Annotated in this window: 12 protein-coding genes; 6 read left to right on the top strand and 6 right to left on the bottom strand. The window is 53.9% G+C overall.

What is annotated here, in order from left to right; genetic code table 11:
- Positions 1-14: 14 nt before the first annotated feature.
- The 4 genes from P0Y67_RS14875 to P0Y67_RS14860 all read left to right on the top strand — a co-directional run bounded on the left by P0Y67_RS14875 (position 15) and on the right by P0Y67_RS14860 (position 5006).
- Complete coding sequence (locus tag P0Y67_RS14875; RefSeq protein WP_342392494.1) at positions 15-1454, top strand: sucrose-specific PTS transporter subunit IIBC; 1440 nt, start codon at positions 15-17, stop codon at positions 1452-1454.
- Between the two features lie 870 nt (positions 1455-2324).
- Positions 2325-2927, top strand: a complete 603-nt coding sequence (locus P0Y67_RS14870; RefSeq protein ID WP_342392493.1) for a recombinase family protein — start codon at positions 2325-2327, stop codon at positions 2925-2927.
- 26 nt (positions 2928-2953) lie between these two features.
- Entirely contained in the window at positions 2954-3778 is an 825-nt protein-coding gene (locus P0Y67_RS14865; RefSeq protein WP_342392492.1) for a siderophore-interacting protein, read from the top strand.
- On the top strand, positions 3771-5006 hold the full coding sequence (locus tag P0Y67_RS14860) for a multidrug effflux MFS transporter (RefSeq protein WP_342392490.1): 1236 nt from the start codon (positions 3771-3773) through the stop codon (positions 5004-5006). Before P0Y67_RS14865 ends, P0Y67_RS14860 begins: the two co-directional genes overlap by 8 nt.
- Positions 5007-5078: 72 nt before the next feature.
- Here the strand turns inward: P0Y67_RS14860 and P0Y67_RS14855 are convergent, their stop codons facing one another.
- The 6 genes from P0Y67_RS14855 to P0Y67_RS14830 all read right to left on the bottom strand — a co-directional run bounded on the left by P0Y67_RS14855 (position 5079) and on the right by P0Y67_RS14830 (position 13314).
- Entirely contained in the window at positions 5079-5798 is a 720-nt protein-coding gene (locus tag P0Y67_RS14855; protein WP_342392489.1) for a glutamine amidotransferase-related protein, read from the bottom strand.
- Between the two features lie 14 nt (positions 5799-5812).
- Positions 5813-6982, bottom strand: coding sequence for an iron-containing alcohol dehydrogenase (locus P0Y67_RS14850; RefSeq protein ID WP_342392488.1), 1170 nt, complete (start codon positions 6980-6982; stop codon positions 5813-5815).
- 21 nt (positions 6983-7003) lie between these two features.
- On the bottom strand, positions 7004-8395 hold the full coding sequence (locus P0Y67_RS14845) for an aldehyde dehydrogenase family protein (protein WP_342392487.1): 1392 nt from the start codon (positions 8393-8395) through the stop codon (positions 7004-7006).
- 12 nt (positions 8396-8407) lie between these two features.
- Positions 8408-9877: a glutamine synthetase family protein gene (locus P0Y67_RS14840; RefSeq protein ID WP_342392486.1), complete on the bottom strand. Its 1470-nt coding sequence runs from the start codon at positions 9875-9877 to the stop codon at positions 8408-8410.
- Positions 9877-11310: an ethanolamine permease gene (eat, locus tag P0Y67_RS14835; protein WP_342392485.1), complete on the bottom strand. Its 1434-nt coding sequence runs from the start codon at positions 11308-11310 to the stop codon at positions 9877-9879. Before eat ends, P0Y67_RS14840 begins: the two co-directional genes overlap by 1 nt.
- Positions 11311-11739: 429 nt before the next feature.
- A complete protein-coding gene (locus P0Y67_RS14830) occupies positions 11740-13314 on the bottom strand; it encodes a methyl-accepting chemotaxis protein (RefSeq protein ID WP_342392484.1) in 1575 nt (524 codons plus the stop codon).
- Positions 13315-13807: 493 nt separating this feature from the next.
- On the opposite strand from P0Y67_RS14830, the gene P0Y67_RS14825 reads away from it, so the two are divergent.
- Both P0Y67_RS14825 and P0Y67_RS14820 read left to right on the top strand, forming a co-directional pair.
- The gene (locus tag P0Y67_RS14825; RefSeq protein WP_342392483.1) at positions 13808-14857 is read left to right on the top strand and encodes an alpha/beta hydrolase family protein; all 1050 of its coding nucleotides are present in this window, start codon (positions 13808-13810) and stop codon (positions 14855-14857) included.
- A gap of 207 nt (positions 14858-15064) precedes the next feature.
- On the top strand, positions 15065-15913 hold the full coding sequence (locus P0Y67_RS14820; RefSeq protein WP_342392482.1) for a helix-turn-helix transcriptional regulator: 849 nt from the start codon (positions 15065-15067) through the stop codon (positions 15911-15913).
- The last annotated feature ends 22 nt before the right edge of the window (positions 15914-15935 follow it).

Raw genomic sequence — 15935 nt, 5'->3', positions numbered from 1 at the left:
TACCGGGGGATGAAATGGACTACCCAACAATTGCCAAGGCGCTACTCAAGCAACTTGGCGGCAAAGAAAACCTGCAAGCTCTGGCGCATTGTGCAACGCGTCTTCGTCTGGCACTGAAAGATGATGCCATCGTCGATGAGAAAGCCATTGAGTCGCTTGATGGCGTCAAAGGCCAGTTTAAAGTGGCCGGCCAGTACCAGATCATTTTTGGTTCAGGGATTGTGAATCAGGTCTACGCTGAGCTGGCCAAACTCACCGGCATGGCCGACATGTCGACAGCGGATGTCGCCAATACCGGCGCGCAGAAACAGAATATCGTGCAACGGGCCGTAAAAGGCCTGTCTGACATTTTTGTCCCTATTATCCCGGCGATTGTGGCCGGTGGTTTATTGATGGGGGTATTTAACCTCCTGACAGCAAAAGGGCTGTTTCTTGATGAGATATCATTGATTGATGCGTATCCGGGCCTGGCTGATCTGGCAAATATGCTCAACACCTTTGCTAACGCTCCTTTTGTGTATTTGCCCGTTTTGCTTGCATTCTCGGCCAGTAAAAAGTTTGGCGGCAACCCTTTCCTGGGGGCTGCGCTGGGCATGCTGATGGTCCACCCTGACCTGCTCAACGGCTGGGGATTTGGCAGCGCCAGCGTTACAGGTACGGTACCGACCTGGAACATCTTCGGCTTTAGCATAGAAAAAGTCGGTTATCAGGGCTCCGTCCTGCCGGTGTTAGTCTCAGCATTTATTCTGGCTAAAGTTGAAAACGGATTACGGAAAATTGTCCCGTCAGTGCTGGATAATCTGCTCACCCCTATGCTGGCAATATTTGTCACCGGGTTTCTGACCTTCACCCTGGTTGGTCCGGTGACGCGGGATATCGGCTTTCTGCTGGGCGATGGCCTGAACTGGCTCTATGATTCCGCGGGCTTTTTAGGCGGTGCCTTGTTCGGGTTTATTTATGCGCCTTTCGTTATTACCGGGATGCACCATAGCTTTATTGCCATCGAAACTCAGTTGCTGACCGATATTGCGGTCACAGGCGGCACCTTTATCTTCCCGATTGCGGCCATGTCGAACATTGCCCAGGGAGCGGCAGCCCTGGCGGTCGGCTTCTCAACCAAAGAGACCAAAACCAAAGGCATCGCCCTGCCGTCCGGTGTCACTGCACTATTGGGAATTACCGAACCGGCCATGTTTGGCGTGAATCTGAAACTGCGTTATCCCTTCATCGCAGCGATTATCGGCTCGGCCGTAGCAAGTGCCTGGATTACATTGTTCAATGTCAAAGCTCAGGCACTCGGTGCGGCAGGTTTGCCCGGCATCATTTCCATCAGCCCGGGTTACATTGGTTACTTCGTCGTTGGCATGCTGATCTCGTTTGCTGTCACCTTTGTGCTGACGCTGCTGCTCGGTATCCGTCAAAAAGCCAAAGCGGGTGAGCTCGCAGCGGCCTAGTTTTCTGCATAAGCCAGGTCTTCTGCACAAACTTAGTCTTCAACACAGATATCGTTTTCAGCACCACAAGGCACTGGCAGACGCTTACTATAGTAAAGCGTCTGTCTCTTGCGTTTCCTCCAGCAAAGAGTCACTGGCGCGCACCACACCATGCCAAATAAACCACCGAACTCAAGCGCGACATCCCTCAGCCGTACCAAATCCCAGCCACAACACATCAACAAGCCCCCAAAAAAACACTCCCCCAGGGGAAAATTCAGGACGAATTTTCAGGTTGTCGGCGCCGGGAGCGCCTACAACCGCCCCGGACAACGCCAAAGAAAACAAGGACTTTCTGGGTACTCTTTGGCCCACAAAGAGTACCTGGCGCGCATCACACAATGCCAAGTAAACCACCGAACTCAAGCGCGACATACTTACCCAGCCTCAAAAATCGTAATCGCTGCATGGATTCCCGCCTCACGCGGGAATGACGGCTTGAGAAAATGCATTGGTGGCACTCCCCCAGGGGAAAATTCAGGACGAATTTTCAGGTTGTCGGCGCCAGGAGCGCCTACAACCGCCCCGGACAACGCCAAAGAACAAAAAGGGCTTTCTGGGTACTCTTTTGCCTCAAAAGAGTACCTGGCGCGCATCAAACAAGGCCAAGTAAGCCACCGAACTCAAGCGCGACATACCTCAGCCGTACAAATATCCACAGCCTCAACACCCCCACAAAACGAAAAGAAATCCGCTATCCGGTCAACCAAAAATAGCTCATTTAGTGTTGCAAGAACAAAATTGAACCTCTATCATAACCATTAAATGAGCCACACCAAATGAACCACACCCTGAGACCACAAACAGAAGCCGTTCTGTTAAGGAGTCACTATGTCTGCCCTGTATGGCTATATTCGCCTGTCGCCGAAAATGAGCGATCCTGAGGCGTTGATCCGACAAATTAGCGATTGTGATCCCAATCTGCGTCTGTTCCGGGAAACCGGGATCCGCGGCAATGTCCCTGCTGAGGAGCGTCCCCAGTACCGCGATTTATTCAACACCCTGAAACCGGGTGATCAGTTGATCGTCCGCTGGGTGACGGATCTTGGTTTTCATTTCGATGCCTGCCACCAGACCCTTCAGCAACTACTGGACAAAGGCGTGATCGTCCATACCGTGAACCAGCCGCTGACCTTCAAGCCGGACTGCCCGATCACCGATGCCCTGCTGCTGATGCTCAAGGGCTATGCTCATTCACACACCCAGCACCGGCTGTGGGCCGCCGAGGCGGGCCGCGAGTCGCTGCGCCAGGACCAGGCCGCGTGGAAAGAAAAGTTTCGCGGCCGCCGTGCCAACCATGAAGTGCACCGCCAGATTGCCATGCTGCTCAAGGCAGGGAAAACCCTGCAGACAGTGGCTGACGAAACCGGTGTCAGCCTTTCCACGGTAAAACGTGTCAAAGCAAAGATGCAGCATCACGGCCACGAGCTGTAAATCCGAATTCAAACAGAGACCAATACATGCAAAAACGACTACAAGCCAAATCATTTACTGTGCAGCAAGCCTTCGATATCAGCCCGAACATGCGCCGCGTGATTCTGACAGGCGAGGATATCCGGCTGCTTCCGGCCGACAGCGCCGGTCAATATGTCAAACTGCTGTTCACCCCGGCCGGCAGTACCGACCTGAGCACGCTGTCTGACGGCCAGAAACCTGTGCTGCGCACCTTCACTATCAGTGAATTTGATCCAGAGCAGGGCACCTTGTCGCTGGATTTTGTCAAACATCACCACAAGGACAAGAGCCAGCGCCAAGACGAGCACCAGATCACGCCGGAACAAGGCGGTTACGCGTGTCACTGGGCCATGCACACTCAGCCAGGCGAGCAGATTTCTCTCGGCGGGCCGAATACCATTCAGGGCCTGGCCGATGACAGTGACTGGGTGCTGATCATCGGTGATATGACCGCACTGCCTTCCATCCAGCTCAAAACAGCCCGCCTTGCTGCTAATAGTCAGGGTTATGTGGTGCTGGCACTGGGCAGCGAGCAGGATCTGCCCGCGCTGCAACTGCCTGCCGGTGTTGACTTAATCACTGTGATCGAGGGGGAGCACTCGGGCAACGCACTGGCTGAGAAAGTGGCACAACTGCGCTGGCCGGATGGAAAACCGGCTATCTGGTGTGCCTGCGAATTCAGCACTATGCGCGCCATTCGCCAGCACATCAGTCAGCAGGATCAGTTCGATCGCAAAGCCTGTTACATCAGCAGTTACTGGAAACACGGGGTGACGGAAGACGGGCACAAGGTTATCAAACGCGACGATCAGGACAGCTACAATGGCTGAACCGGATTCCGGGGCGGCAGCGCGAACCGCAGAGCAAGCAGGAAGATCAGCCGCTTTTTCCTGGCGCCCGATTTTGCTGGCCTGCCTGACCATCAGCATAGGTCAGTTTGGCATGGGGCTGGTGTTTCCTTCCCTGCCCTGGATAGCCAAAGACTTTGGCATATCCATCGATCAGGCACAGCTGCTGATTTCGGTCTACTTACTCGGTTTCGGTCCGTCGCAATTCATCTATGGCCCGATCTCGGATGCCTTAGGCCGTCGCCGGGTGCTGTTAGCCGGTATCCTGCTTGCGGTGGCCGGTCTGATTCTGGTGATCCTTGCCAGTGACAGTTTTTACGGCTTAGTGGCCGGCCGCCTGATGCAGGGGCTGGGGGCGGGTTGCTGCGCTGTGCTGGCCCGCGCGTCGACACGGGATTCCTACACAGGTGAACAACTGCCGCAGGCGCTGTCTTATCTGACCATGGTGGCCTCTTTTACGCCGATTTTTGCGCCCGTGATTGGCGGTTTCATTAACCACCACTTTGGCTGGTTGTCGGTCTTTATCGTGCTGGCGAGCTATATCACCCTGGTGTGGTTTGCATTGTGCCTGATGTTCAAAGAGACCATGCACGACAAACAAGCTGCGCCTTCAGTGAGGAAAATTGCTGCGGATTACCGCTCCCTGCTAGCATCGCGCTATTTTCTGAGTTTTGCCAGTATCGGCTGGCTGAACTTCAGTCTGGTCGTCACCACCATCTCGCTGATGCCCTTTATCATGCAGGTTCAGATTGGCATGACCTCAGACGAATACGCCCTCTGGGCACTATTGCCGACCGCAGGGTTATTTGCCGGTGGTTTTCTGGTCAGCTGGCTGCGGCCAAAAATCGGCACCAAACGCATGCTGTACCTCGCACCTGCCGTGCATCTCATTGCGGCGGCCTGGTTAATTCTGACACCGCTGACACCATTGATGATGATGCTGGGTCAGTTCCTGATGGTGTTTGGCAACGGTATCGCAATGCCTTGTGCCCAGTCGCAGGTGATGCTGCCGTACCGCAAACAGGCTGGCACAGTGGCGGCGTTATCCGGTGGCGGGCAGATGCTGCTTTCAGCCCTGGTCAGTATGGCGCTGATCAAGCTGGGCATTCAGCAGGCCTGGCAGCTTGGCTGTGTGATCGGGATCTTTGCTCTGATTGTCACCCTGAATATCCGCAGCGGATTCCGCACGCCGTTACCTGACAGCCAGTAAAGAAAAACCTGCCCCCGTTTGTGTTAACAGGGGCAGGTCGTTCAGTCACAGTAAAACGAAAGAGTTAAAGAGTTATGATGAGCGCAGGAAATCGAGCATCCAGCGGGTGACCCTTTCACTGTCTACCGGCATGTCCAGCGACGTCAGTCCGGTATCCAGTACATTGGCCGGTAACAGCGCCTTTCTTGCCAGCATCAGGTCCCGCGAATAGGCCTTGCTGAATTCAGGGTGGCCCTGAATGCCAAGAAAGTGTTCTCCCACCTGCAGCATGTAATACGGGCAGAAATCACTCCCGGCCAGCACAGCCGTATCATCCGGTAACCTGACCACCTGATCCTGATGACTGACCAGCAAAGACAAATCCGGCGGAGACGCGGCATTTTCCGTTACTCCCGCCGGCAACGCATGCAGCGCATGTGTCGCCACACCAATCCCCCAGCCCTGCGGCGCCTGAATCACTTCGCCCCCCAGTGCTTTTGCAATCAACTGATGACCAAAGCAGATCCCCACCAGCTTCTTTTTACGGGCATGCAACGCCTGCACAAAAGCCAGCAACGGGGGGATCCAGGGCAGGTCATCGTTGACACTGTGACGACTGCCCGTGGTCATATACACATCGCATTCATCCACATCCTGCGGCAACTCGCCGTCCAGCGCCCGGTAAAAAACCAGTTCCGGCGCGTCACCGGCATCGCGCAGCAGCTGAGTGAACATCGCCGGATAATTACCGTGGTCGGCCTGCAAATCCTGCCTGACATCATCGCACTGCAGAATACCCATTCTTACCGTCATGGAGCCTCCTGGTGTCAGTGCTGCGGCAAGCGGCCCGTCACAGCGTCCACAAAAATCCGGCTGTATTGCTCGGCGCTCAGTGCGACAGGATTTCCGCCTGCCGACGGATCCTGCACCGCCATACTGCCGACGCGCTGCGCTTCTTCCACCGTGATATCGATATCCGCCAGCGTATGGGGGATCTGCAGCGCGGCACGGAAATCCAGAACCCAGGTCAGAAAGGCATCGAAACCGGGCTCGGGTAAATCAAGATAGCGGGCCAGATGGGTCAGCTTATCTTCAATCGCACTGCGGTTTGCCACCAGCACATAGGGCATCAGGATGGCATTCAGTAAGCCGTGATGCTTGTCGTATAACGCCCCCAGTGTGTGGGCGATGGCATGCATCCCGCCCAGGCCACGCTGAAAGGCAGTCGCGCCCATACTGGAGGCCACCAGCATCTGGGTGCGGGCCTCAAGGTTACTGCCGTCGGCAACCGCCTGTGGCAGGTAGGCTTTAATCAGCCGGATGCCTTCAAGTGCGATGCCTTCGGCCATCGGGTGATAACCGTTGGCACAATAGGCTTCAAGATTATGCGACAACGCATCCATGCCGGTCGCCGCTGTGATATGTGGCGGCAGCCCGGTCGTCACCGCCGGGTCGAGCAACACACGTACCGGCAGCATCTTAGGATGGAAAATGATCTTTTTGACGTGATTGGCCGTATCTGTGATCACAGATGCACGCCCGACTTCAGAGCCGGTCCCGGCTGTGGTCGGGATCGCGATAACCGGGGCAATGGCATCCGCATTGGCCTGCAACCAGTTATCGCCCACATCTTCGAATGCCCACAGCGGCAGTGACTGTCCCGCCATCAGAGCAATGGCTTTGGCAGCGTCCAGACTGGAACCGCCACCAAAGGCAATCACACCGTCAAAACCGCCCTTGCGGTACACAGCCAGGCCGTCGTCGACATTCTCGCCGGTCGGATTACCCTGAATCCGGCTGAACACCTCACAGCCAAGACCAGCTGCGCGGCATAACGCCACGGTTTCCGTCACCATGGGCAGGGCTGCCAGCCCGGGATCGGTCACCAGTAATGCGTTGCTGATCCCGGCGCCCTGACATGCCTGTGCGATCTGCTGTAAACAGCCTTCACCTACTGTGATTGGCGTTGGATAATTCCAGTTTCCTTTCAGCGACATCTTGCTCTCCTTAACGCCGGTTCAGGCCAGTGTTTTAATATGAAATGATTTCGGACGTGTCAGCGCCGCAAAGCCCAGAGCCGACAAAGTGCAGCCGCGGCCAGACTGTTTGACCCCGGTCCAGGCCAGCGCCGGATCGAGATAATCACAACGGTTAATAAAGAAAGTACCGGTTTCCACCTGCTGGCCTAAGGCAATACCCCGCTCAATATCACGGGTAAAAATACTGGCTGTCAGGCCGAAATCACTATCGTTCATCAGGGTGATGGCTTCTTCATCGCTATTCACTTTCATAATCCCGACAACCGGCCCGAACGATTCTTCGTACATCACGCGCATCGTATGATCAACCTGAGTCAGAATTTGTGGCGCCAGATAAGGCGATCCGGCCTGACTAAGCGGAAAAGCCTTTTCATCGATATGGGCCACCGCACCCTGGGCGATCGCTTCCTGGATCTGGCCGCGGACAAAATCAGCGGCACTGGTACGGACCAGCGGCCCCAGCGTCGTGTCCGGCTCATCCGGTCGGCCCAGCTGATATTGCCTGACGATCGCCACCGCTTTTTCGACAAAAGCGTCATACACAGAGGCGTGAACATAAATGCGTTCAATACCGCAGCACGACTGGCCACTGTTGAAAAACGCCCCGTCAATCACAGTGTCAGCCGCAACATCCAGATCGGCATCTTCGCGCACGTAAGCCGGATCTTTACCGCCCAGCTCCAGTCCGACCCCGATAAAACGGCCCGCAGCGGCTTGCTCGACCTGCGCGCCTGCCGGTACTGAGCCGGTAAAGGCGACATGATTCACCGCGTCAGACTGAATCAGTTTGGTGGTGTCCTCGTGGGTCAGATGCAAAAACTGAAACACTCCTTCCGGCAGACCTGCGGCATCAAACGCCGATTTCAGCCGCTCAGCGCACAAAGGCGTCTGCGCAGAATGCTTGAGGATGACACTGTTGCCGGCCAGCAAAGCAGGCACAATGCTGTTGATGGCCGTCAGGTACGGATAATTCCAGGGGGCGATCACTGCCACCACACCCACGGGCTCACGGGTGATATAACGGCTGAAGCCGGGCTTGTCAGGTAAGGTGATCGCGGCCAGCGCGGCATCGCTTTCTGCGATCATATGGCGGGCGCGTTCAGCCAGACCGGCAATTTCGCCCTGCGCATAGCGGATTGGCCGCCCCATCTGCCAGCAGATTTCCTGACCAATTTCAGCTTTATTGGCTTCAAACCAGTCAACCGCTTTGCTGCACATTGCCTGACGCTCGCTCAGTGCAACGCTGGCCCAGCTTTTCTGGGCACTTTTCGCCAGCGTCAGCGCTTGCTGAATCTCATCGCCAGAAGCAAGCGGACGCGTGACATACACACTGCCGTCTACCGGCGATATCGTTTGTTGCATTCGAGTCATGACGCATCTTCCTTAAATAATTTCGAAATAACGATCCATTTCCCAGTCAGTCACGTGTTTTCTGAATTCACGCTCTTCCCACTCTCGGCTAGCAGCAAAGTGCTCAACAAACTCATCACCGAACATGGTCCGGGCCGCATCTGACTGCTTAAACCGCTGCGCGGCATCCCAGAGCGTACGAGGTAATTGTAGCTCTGGGGCGTGCTGCTGGTCGTAAGCGTTGCCCTTCACCTGATCGAACGGTTCCCATTCCTGCATGATGCCGTACAGACCGGAGGCCACTGCAGCGGCCAGCGCCAGATACGGGTTAGCATCTGCCGCGCCTAAGCGGTGTTCGATGCGCTGGGATTGCTCACTGCCGGGGATCACCCGCAGGGCCGTGGTACGGTTTTCCACGCCCCAGGTGGCATCCGTCGGTGCCCAGAAGCCGGGGATCATACGGGTATAGCTGTTGATGGTCGGTGCAATCAGACACAAAAACTCAGGCATTAAGCGCTGCTGGCCGGCCAGAAAATGCCGCTGCAGCTTGCTCATATTGTGGGTTTGTGTCGGGTCATAAAACGCAGACGAGCCGTCTTTGTTTTTCAGCGACACATGAATATGGCCGCTCTGGCCCGGATAATCTCCCGACCATTTCGCCATGAAGGTCGCCAGCAGATCCCTTTTCTGGGCCAGCACTTTCATGAAGGTTTTGAACAAGGCCGCTTTGTCGGCCGCCGCTTCAGCGCCATCAACTGCAATGGCGGCTTCCAGTACACCGGGTCCGGTTTCTGAGTGAATGCCCTCAATCGGAAAATCCATCTGCTCACTCATGCCCAGAATGGCTTCATACAAGCCGGAATGCACCGAGTTGCGAATCATCGAATAGCCAAACCAGTCCGGTGTGATGGTTTCCAGGTTGCGGAAGCCTTTTTCTCGGGCCGAGTGCGGTGTTTCATTGAAAACGAAGAACTCATATTCCAGGGCGGCAAACACGTCAAAGCCCATGTCATTGGCTTTTTGCAGCACCTTGCGCAAGGTGCCGCGCGGGCAGACTTTTTCGGCTTCATCGGTAAATTCGGCAATAAACAGCAACATACCTTCTTCACCGTAAACCTCCCGGCAGGTGTGCGGCAAAATGCGTACCGGGGCGTCCGGGTAGCCGGTATGCCAGCCGGTATAACGGGTATTGTCGTAGAGCTGATCTTTAGAATCCCAGCCCAGCACCACGTCACAAAACGCAAACCCCTTTTCGAGCGATGAAAAGAACTTGGATTTCGACATATATTTCCCGCGCATGATGCCGTCGTTATCAAACAAGCCGACTTTCACGTGGGTCAGTGCGCGTTCTTCTACAATGGCCATGGCATCGGCAATCGTTTTCACTTCTCTGGCTTCCATGTGTACCTCTTTCATCAAGATGACTCGTTCCTGAGCCTGTTTGGAGATAGGTTCAACCCGGACGCGCTGACCGGCAGCGGCAGCCGCGTCCTCAAATGACATTAACTGAGTTCAGACTCTGCATCAGCAATCAGGTCAAACTCTTCTTCCGGTGCATTGGCGACAATACGGTGACGACTGTACAGCGCGAAGTAGGTCAGCATGACAGCGTAAAAGAGTGCGGACCACAGCGCCGCCTGCAGGCTCACCACGAAAGTGGAAGCCAGCGCAACCAGCGACAATGCCAGCGCAATGCCCGAGGTCAGGGTGCCACCCGGCGTTTTATAAGGACGTTCCAGCGCTGGCTCTTTGCGGCGCAGAATAATATGGGACAGGCTCATCAGAGCATAAGAGACAGTGGCGCCAAACACCGCCATGGTGATCATCAGATCCCCTTCGCCGGACAGCGACAACAGAAAGCCGATGATGCCGGGTACGATGAGTGCCCAGACCGGCACTTTACGCTCACCGGACAGCGACAGAAAACGCGGCAGGTAGCCGGCACGCGACAGCGCAAACACCTGGCGTGAATAGGCATAAATAATAGAGAAGAAGCTGGCAATTAAGCCAAACAGACCAACAAGGTTAACGAATTTCGCCGCCAGCGATTCTGTACCGTACACCGACTGCAAAGCACCGACCAATGGCGCACTGTGCGATTTCATCACTTCGGCTCCGGCTCCGCCCGGCACCAGAATCAGCACCACAGCGGCAAACACTATCAGTACCAGCATGGAAGCGATAATGCCACGCGGCATATCTTTGGCCGGATTGGTGGCTTCTTCCGCCGCCAGCGGCACACCTTCGACCGCCAGGAATAACCACATGGCAAATGGCAGTGCCGCCCAAATTCCCATGTAGCCTTCCGGCAAAAAGGCACTGGCGCCAGCGACATCTGAATTAACGGCAATATCAAAAAGGTTGTTGATGTCAAAATGCGGCAGCATACCCAGCGCAAAAACTATAATCGCAATCACCGCCAGCAAGGTGATCCCCATCATAATGCGCAGTGCTTCTCCGGCCCCCCACAAATGGATACCGACGAACACACAATAAAAAGCGGCATAGACTATCGGCCCGTCAATACCGATTAACTCATTGACATAGCCGCCGATGAAAATCGCAATCGCGGCAGGGGCAATGGCATACTCCAGCAAGATAGCGGTGCCGGTCAGAAAGCCTCCCCACGGGCCCATGGCGCGACGGGCAAAGCTGTAACCACCGCCTGCCGTGGGAATCGATGACGACATCTCGGCCAGACTCAGCACCAGGCACATATACATCAGCCCCATGACGACCGTCGCCAGTAACATACCGCCAAACCCTGCCCGCTCTAAGCCAAAGTTCCAGCCGGCAAAATCCCCGGAGATCACATAAGACACACCCAGGCTTGCCAGCAGTACCCAGCCTGCCACGCCTTTTTTGAGTTGCCGTTTACTTAAGTATTCGTCAGAAACGGTATGGGTTTCGACGGCTTGCTCGTTGCTGCCAGACATAACTTTTCCTTTTCTACAGTGAATGAAGTTAAATCGCACATCTTGTTAAGCTTTTGTTAACTTAATGGCGACATCTACTGCCCGGCAACAAGAATCAGTTAGGTTAAAACTAAGGTATAAATTTTATTAATAGTAACCGGCGTTTCCGTGACGACGGCCGTTATGTGATGAATCTTAAAAGGAAAATAGCCGACGTCTGTGCTCGCTTATGTGTGGTCGCTGATGCCGGGGCAAGCACGATTAACCGGCGAGTCGATGGCCTTGTGGGTGATATAGCAGACAGCCGGGCAGACACCAGATAGACGGGGAATTAAAGAAGTAGCTGAAGAAAAGTTTGTTCCGGCTCAGCTGTTATGCCGGAGTAAAAAAGACATGCTTCAGCAAGGAAGACTGTGCTTCCTTGCTGAAGAGTCCGTTAATCAGAAATAACTATCGTACCTGTCTTGCCAGCTTGAAAGCGCCGACCAGTCGGTCCAGTTTCTCTGCCAGACCGGCCAGATCCTGACTGGTTTTTTCCAGCTCCATGCTGGCATCCAGCCCGGCCTGCACCGCCTGATTCACTGTATCCATGTTGAGGTTGATTTCATTGGCCACGCTGGATTGCTGCTCTGTGGCCGTGGCGACCTGAGTGTTCATATCCAGAATCGCGACAACCTGACCCGAAATTTCTTCCAGCGCATTCAGGGCGTCTTCGGTGGCTTTGGTGCCTTCCTCTGTCAGGGACTTGCTGCTTTCCATGGCGTTCACTGCGTTTTTGGCTTCATGTTGCAGCTGGTCAATCATACGCTGGATTTCATCGGTGGACTGAGCCGTTTTGGTGGCCAGATTGCGCACTTCATCCGCGACAACAGCAAACCCACGACCGGCCTCACCGGCACGCGCTGCCTCAATGGCCGCATTCAGCGCCAGCAGGTTCGTTTGCTCGGAAATGCCGCGAATCACATCGAGAATCGAGCCGATCGACTGCGTTTTGTCTGCTAACGTCGCAATCACAGCAGACATGTTATTCATTTCACCGGCCAGATGATTAATGGTATTGGTCGCTGCTTGCAGCGTCTTGCGTCCGGCCTGAGTTTCGCTGTTCGCACTGCCTGCAGACTCTGCGGCACCTGCGGCGTTATTGGAGATTTCATTGATAGTCGCGATCATTTCATTCATCGAGGTCACCACCAGCAGCGTCTGTTCGCTCTGATCCTGCCCTCTCGATAAGGCATGTACTGACTGATCACGCAGCGACGCAGCAGAGCGTCCCAAGCCGACACCGGTATCAACCACCTGAATGATAATGTCGTTGATCTTGCCGACAAAGGTATTAAACGCCTCAGAAATACGGGCGATCTCATCATCTCCCTTGACCGGCAGACGCACCGTCAGGTTGCCATCGCCTTTGGAAATATCTTCCAGCGCCTGCTGCAATCCGGTAAGCGGCATGAACAAACGGTTCAGTATCCACATCAGAAAAGCCGCGCAGATGATAAAAATAATGATGATGGCGGTGAGCTGAGCAATCACAATTTCACTGGCGGCATTATCGACTTCGGTAATAGGAATGCCGACGTCAAACGCGCCGTAAAGCGATCCGTTCACGTACACAGGCATCATGATGTCGTATACCCAGACTTTCTGAACATCCGCATACCACTTGGAGTGTTTCGGTTTACCCTGCCCTGCCCCTTCCACTGTGTATCTGTCGTCATAGACTTTGTTCAGCTTTTGCGGATCACTGTGGGCAACGGCCGTAATGTTTTTATTAATCACCACGGCATAACTGATATCGCTGCGCTGCTTGAGCGACAACACCAGTGCCTGTAAATCGTCTTCCGGCTGCTGAGAATTCTCCAACACATACTCAACATTCTTTGCCAGTAACTCAGCTTGTACCTGCGATTTTTTCAGAATAATACTGTCTATTTCCTGATGAGAAATATACGAGGTCGACCAAATACTCGCTATCGCTGCAATGGCAAACATTGCACAGACAACCATCACTATAAATTTTTTCATTCAACGTTAACCCTGACTATGTGGATTTGTAAAACTCATTGATATCAAAGGAATAGATACATTAACGAACTTATTTTTGTTGTGCTGAACAATCCAGTGTTTGACCAGCAATGCGCGGCAGAAATGAGCAGACAAAATGCAAGCCTGATTTCATCAGACATGGGTTGCGATAATCCACTTTTTTAATACTTTATCTGCATAATTTGAGGTGAATGCACATTTTAACGCACATTATTCTTTTTAGGTATCAATATAAAAGGAATCAAAAAACCACCCATTAAAAATACATAACGGGCATAATTTAATCACATTCAAATGTTTCAGAACTCTTTTTAAATAACGTCCGCTAATAAATAGCTTTCACCCTTCCTTAAAACAGCAAGCTTCTTCCAGCAAACAGCAAACAGCAAACAGAGACACGTTTTCTATCGCCGTTCCCGCGATACTCTTGCTGGCACATTACACCTACTTTTAGCAGCTGATGGTGATCTGAATGAAACTGCTTGTCCTGTTATTCGTCCTGACGCTTTCGGCCTGTTCGTCAGAAGAACACATTGTTTTCAAAAGCGGCGAACATCAACTATCCGGGGTGTACCTGCCACCGACAGGGAGCCAGACTAGCAAGGCGGTGCTGCTATTTGTTCATGGTGACGGTGAAATGCCCTATGACGCTTACGGATATTACCCTTTGCTGTGGGATCAGCTCCGCGCCCAAGGGTACGCGATCATGAGCTGGGATAAACCTGGCGTCGGGCAATCAACCGGTAACTGGCTTGAGCAGTCGATGGCAGACAGACAGGCCGAAGTGCTTGATGCGATTCAATGGGTCCAGTCCCGCTATGGCTTTACAGCCCGGCAAACCGGTGTAGTGGGATTCAGTCAGGCTGGCTGGGTGCTGCCGTCTCTGGCCGTCGATCACCCGTCACAGTTTGGCTTTATGGTTGGTATTGGCTTTGCAACCAACTGGATTGAACAGAGCCGTTACTATACCCGGATCAAACACACTGAGGCCGGCGCAACGGAAGCAGAGATTCAGGCAGCCCTTCTGGCGTATGACGAGGAAATTGCCTTACTGCTTCAAGCCCCCGACTATACAGACTACCGGCAAGCGATGGGTGATCACGCCATGCCGGAAGACAGGTATCACTTTGTTCTGAAGAATCTGCAGTCAGATGCCCGTCAGGACTACCCGCAGATACATGCACCGACTGTGTTCATCTGGGGAGAGGATGATCTCAATGTCGATGCCCGGCTTGAGTTTGAAAGACAGCAGCGCGCTTCAAATCCTTTTGTCTCAACCCAACTGATCGCAAGCGGCAATCACGGGCTTTTGGATTCAACCTATTTTCCCAGACAGCGCATGGATACAGGGGATCTGCTCAAACTGCACTGGCTTGGCGAGTCGGCACTGGCGCCCGGTGCCATCCCAACGCTAATCCACTGGCTGAACCTGCAGACACAGCAAACGGCTCACTCACCCTGGCTGAGCCTGCTCCAGACTGACAGTACGCATAAACCCAGACCAGCAACCCTACCGCTATAGCGAGGAGGCTATCGCGAGCGAACCAGGACCAGCCATCACCTTGAAATTCGATGCACAAGCGAGCATAGTGGCAATCACGTTCACTTCGCCTTTACAGCCATGAAGCAGACTGCGGATTCTTTTGATATCTCAACATCGCTCTATGAACTCGTGCCCGAGAGCACACTGCTCGCGCCGTTGGCGGACAATGTACGAAAGCGCTTCGAAATGGCTTTGCAGCTGATGCACAGCACGCTCAGTGACAGGCTGACCTGGGAGCAAATTGCCAGCAGAAGTGCCATATCGCCCTTTCATTTTCACCGGCAGTTTACTCAGTTATTTCATGAAACGCCGGGACAATATTTACACCGCATCAGGCTGCAGTACGCCATCTCGCAATTGCTGATGTCACAAAACAGCTCAATTACCCAGATTGCGCTGTCTTCCGGCTATTCCTCATCTCAGGCATTGGCAAAAGCACTGAAACGGGAAACCGGCTATCAGGCCAAACACATCAAAGCGTTAGGGCAAACAGGCACGCCAGATCAAACCATCGCTTTACTCAGGAAACTGGCGCATCCCAGCCAGCACCGCACCTGCGAAGTGGTACAGCCGCCCATTGAACAGCAGTTGGCTTCATCTATGCCTTGTGAATTAATCTGGTTTCCGGCAAGAGGGATTTACACGCAGACAGCTCACAGAGGAGACTGGCACAGCCTGTTCAATCAACACGGGCAGCAGACGGCCAAAATGCTCTGCGCCACACCCGTGCTGGAGCTGGATCGCCCCTGGCATGACATCACATCCGTCACAGGAAAATGGCGAACACCGCCAGAGCCAAACGACCATCTGATTGCAGAAGGCTACTATTTATGTAGCAAAGTCCGCGTCGCCTCTGACATTGCTTATCTCAATGCCATAGAGAGCCTGTTCCGGCAAGCCGAATTGCTTGGCTATCGCCTCGACAATAACGGTAGCCTTATCGAAATACTGCTGGATATGGATACCCGCTTAACGGGCACAGCCGGTTTTCATTTTCAGATTCCGGTTCAGTTGGCGCAACTGCAGGATGAGTGATTTGCAGTAATAACGAAATACC

It is taken from the genome of Photobacterium sp. SP02 (assembly GCF_038519165.1).
In the GTDB taxonomy this organism is placed as follows: domain Bacteria; phylum Pseudomonadota; class Gammaproteobacteria; order Enterobacterales; family Vibrionaceae; genus Photobacterium; species Photobacterium halotolerans.
Note: the sequence above shows the minus strand (reverse complement) of the source record. Positions and strands in the feature narration are given on the sequence as shown.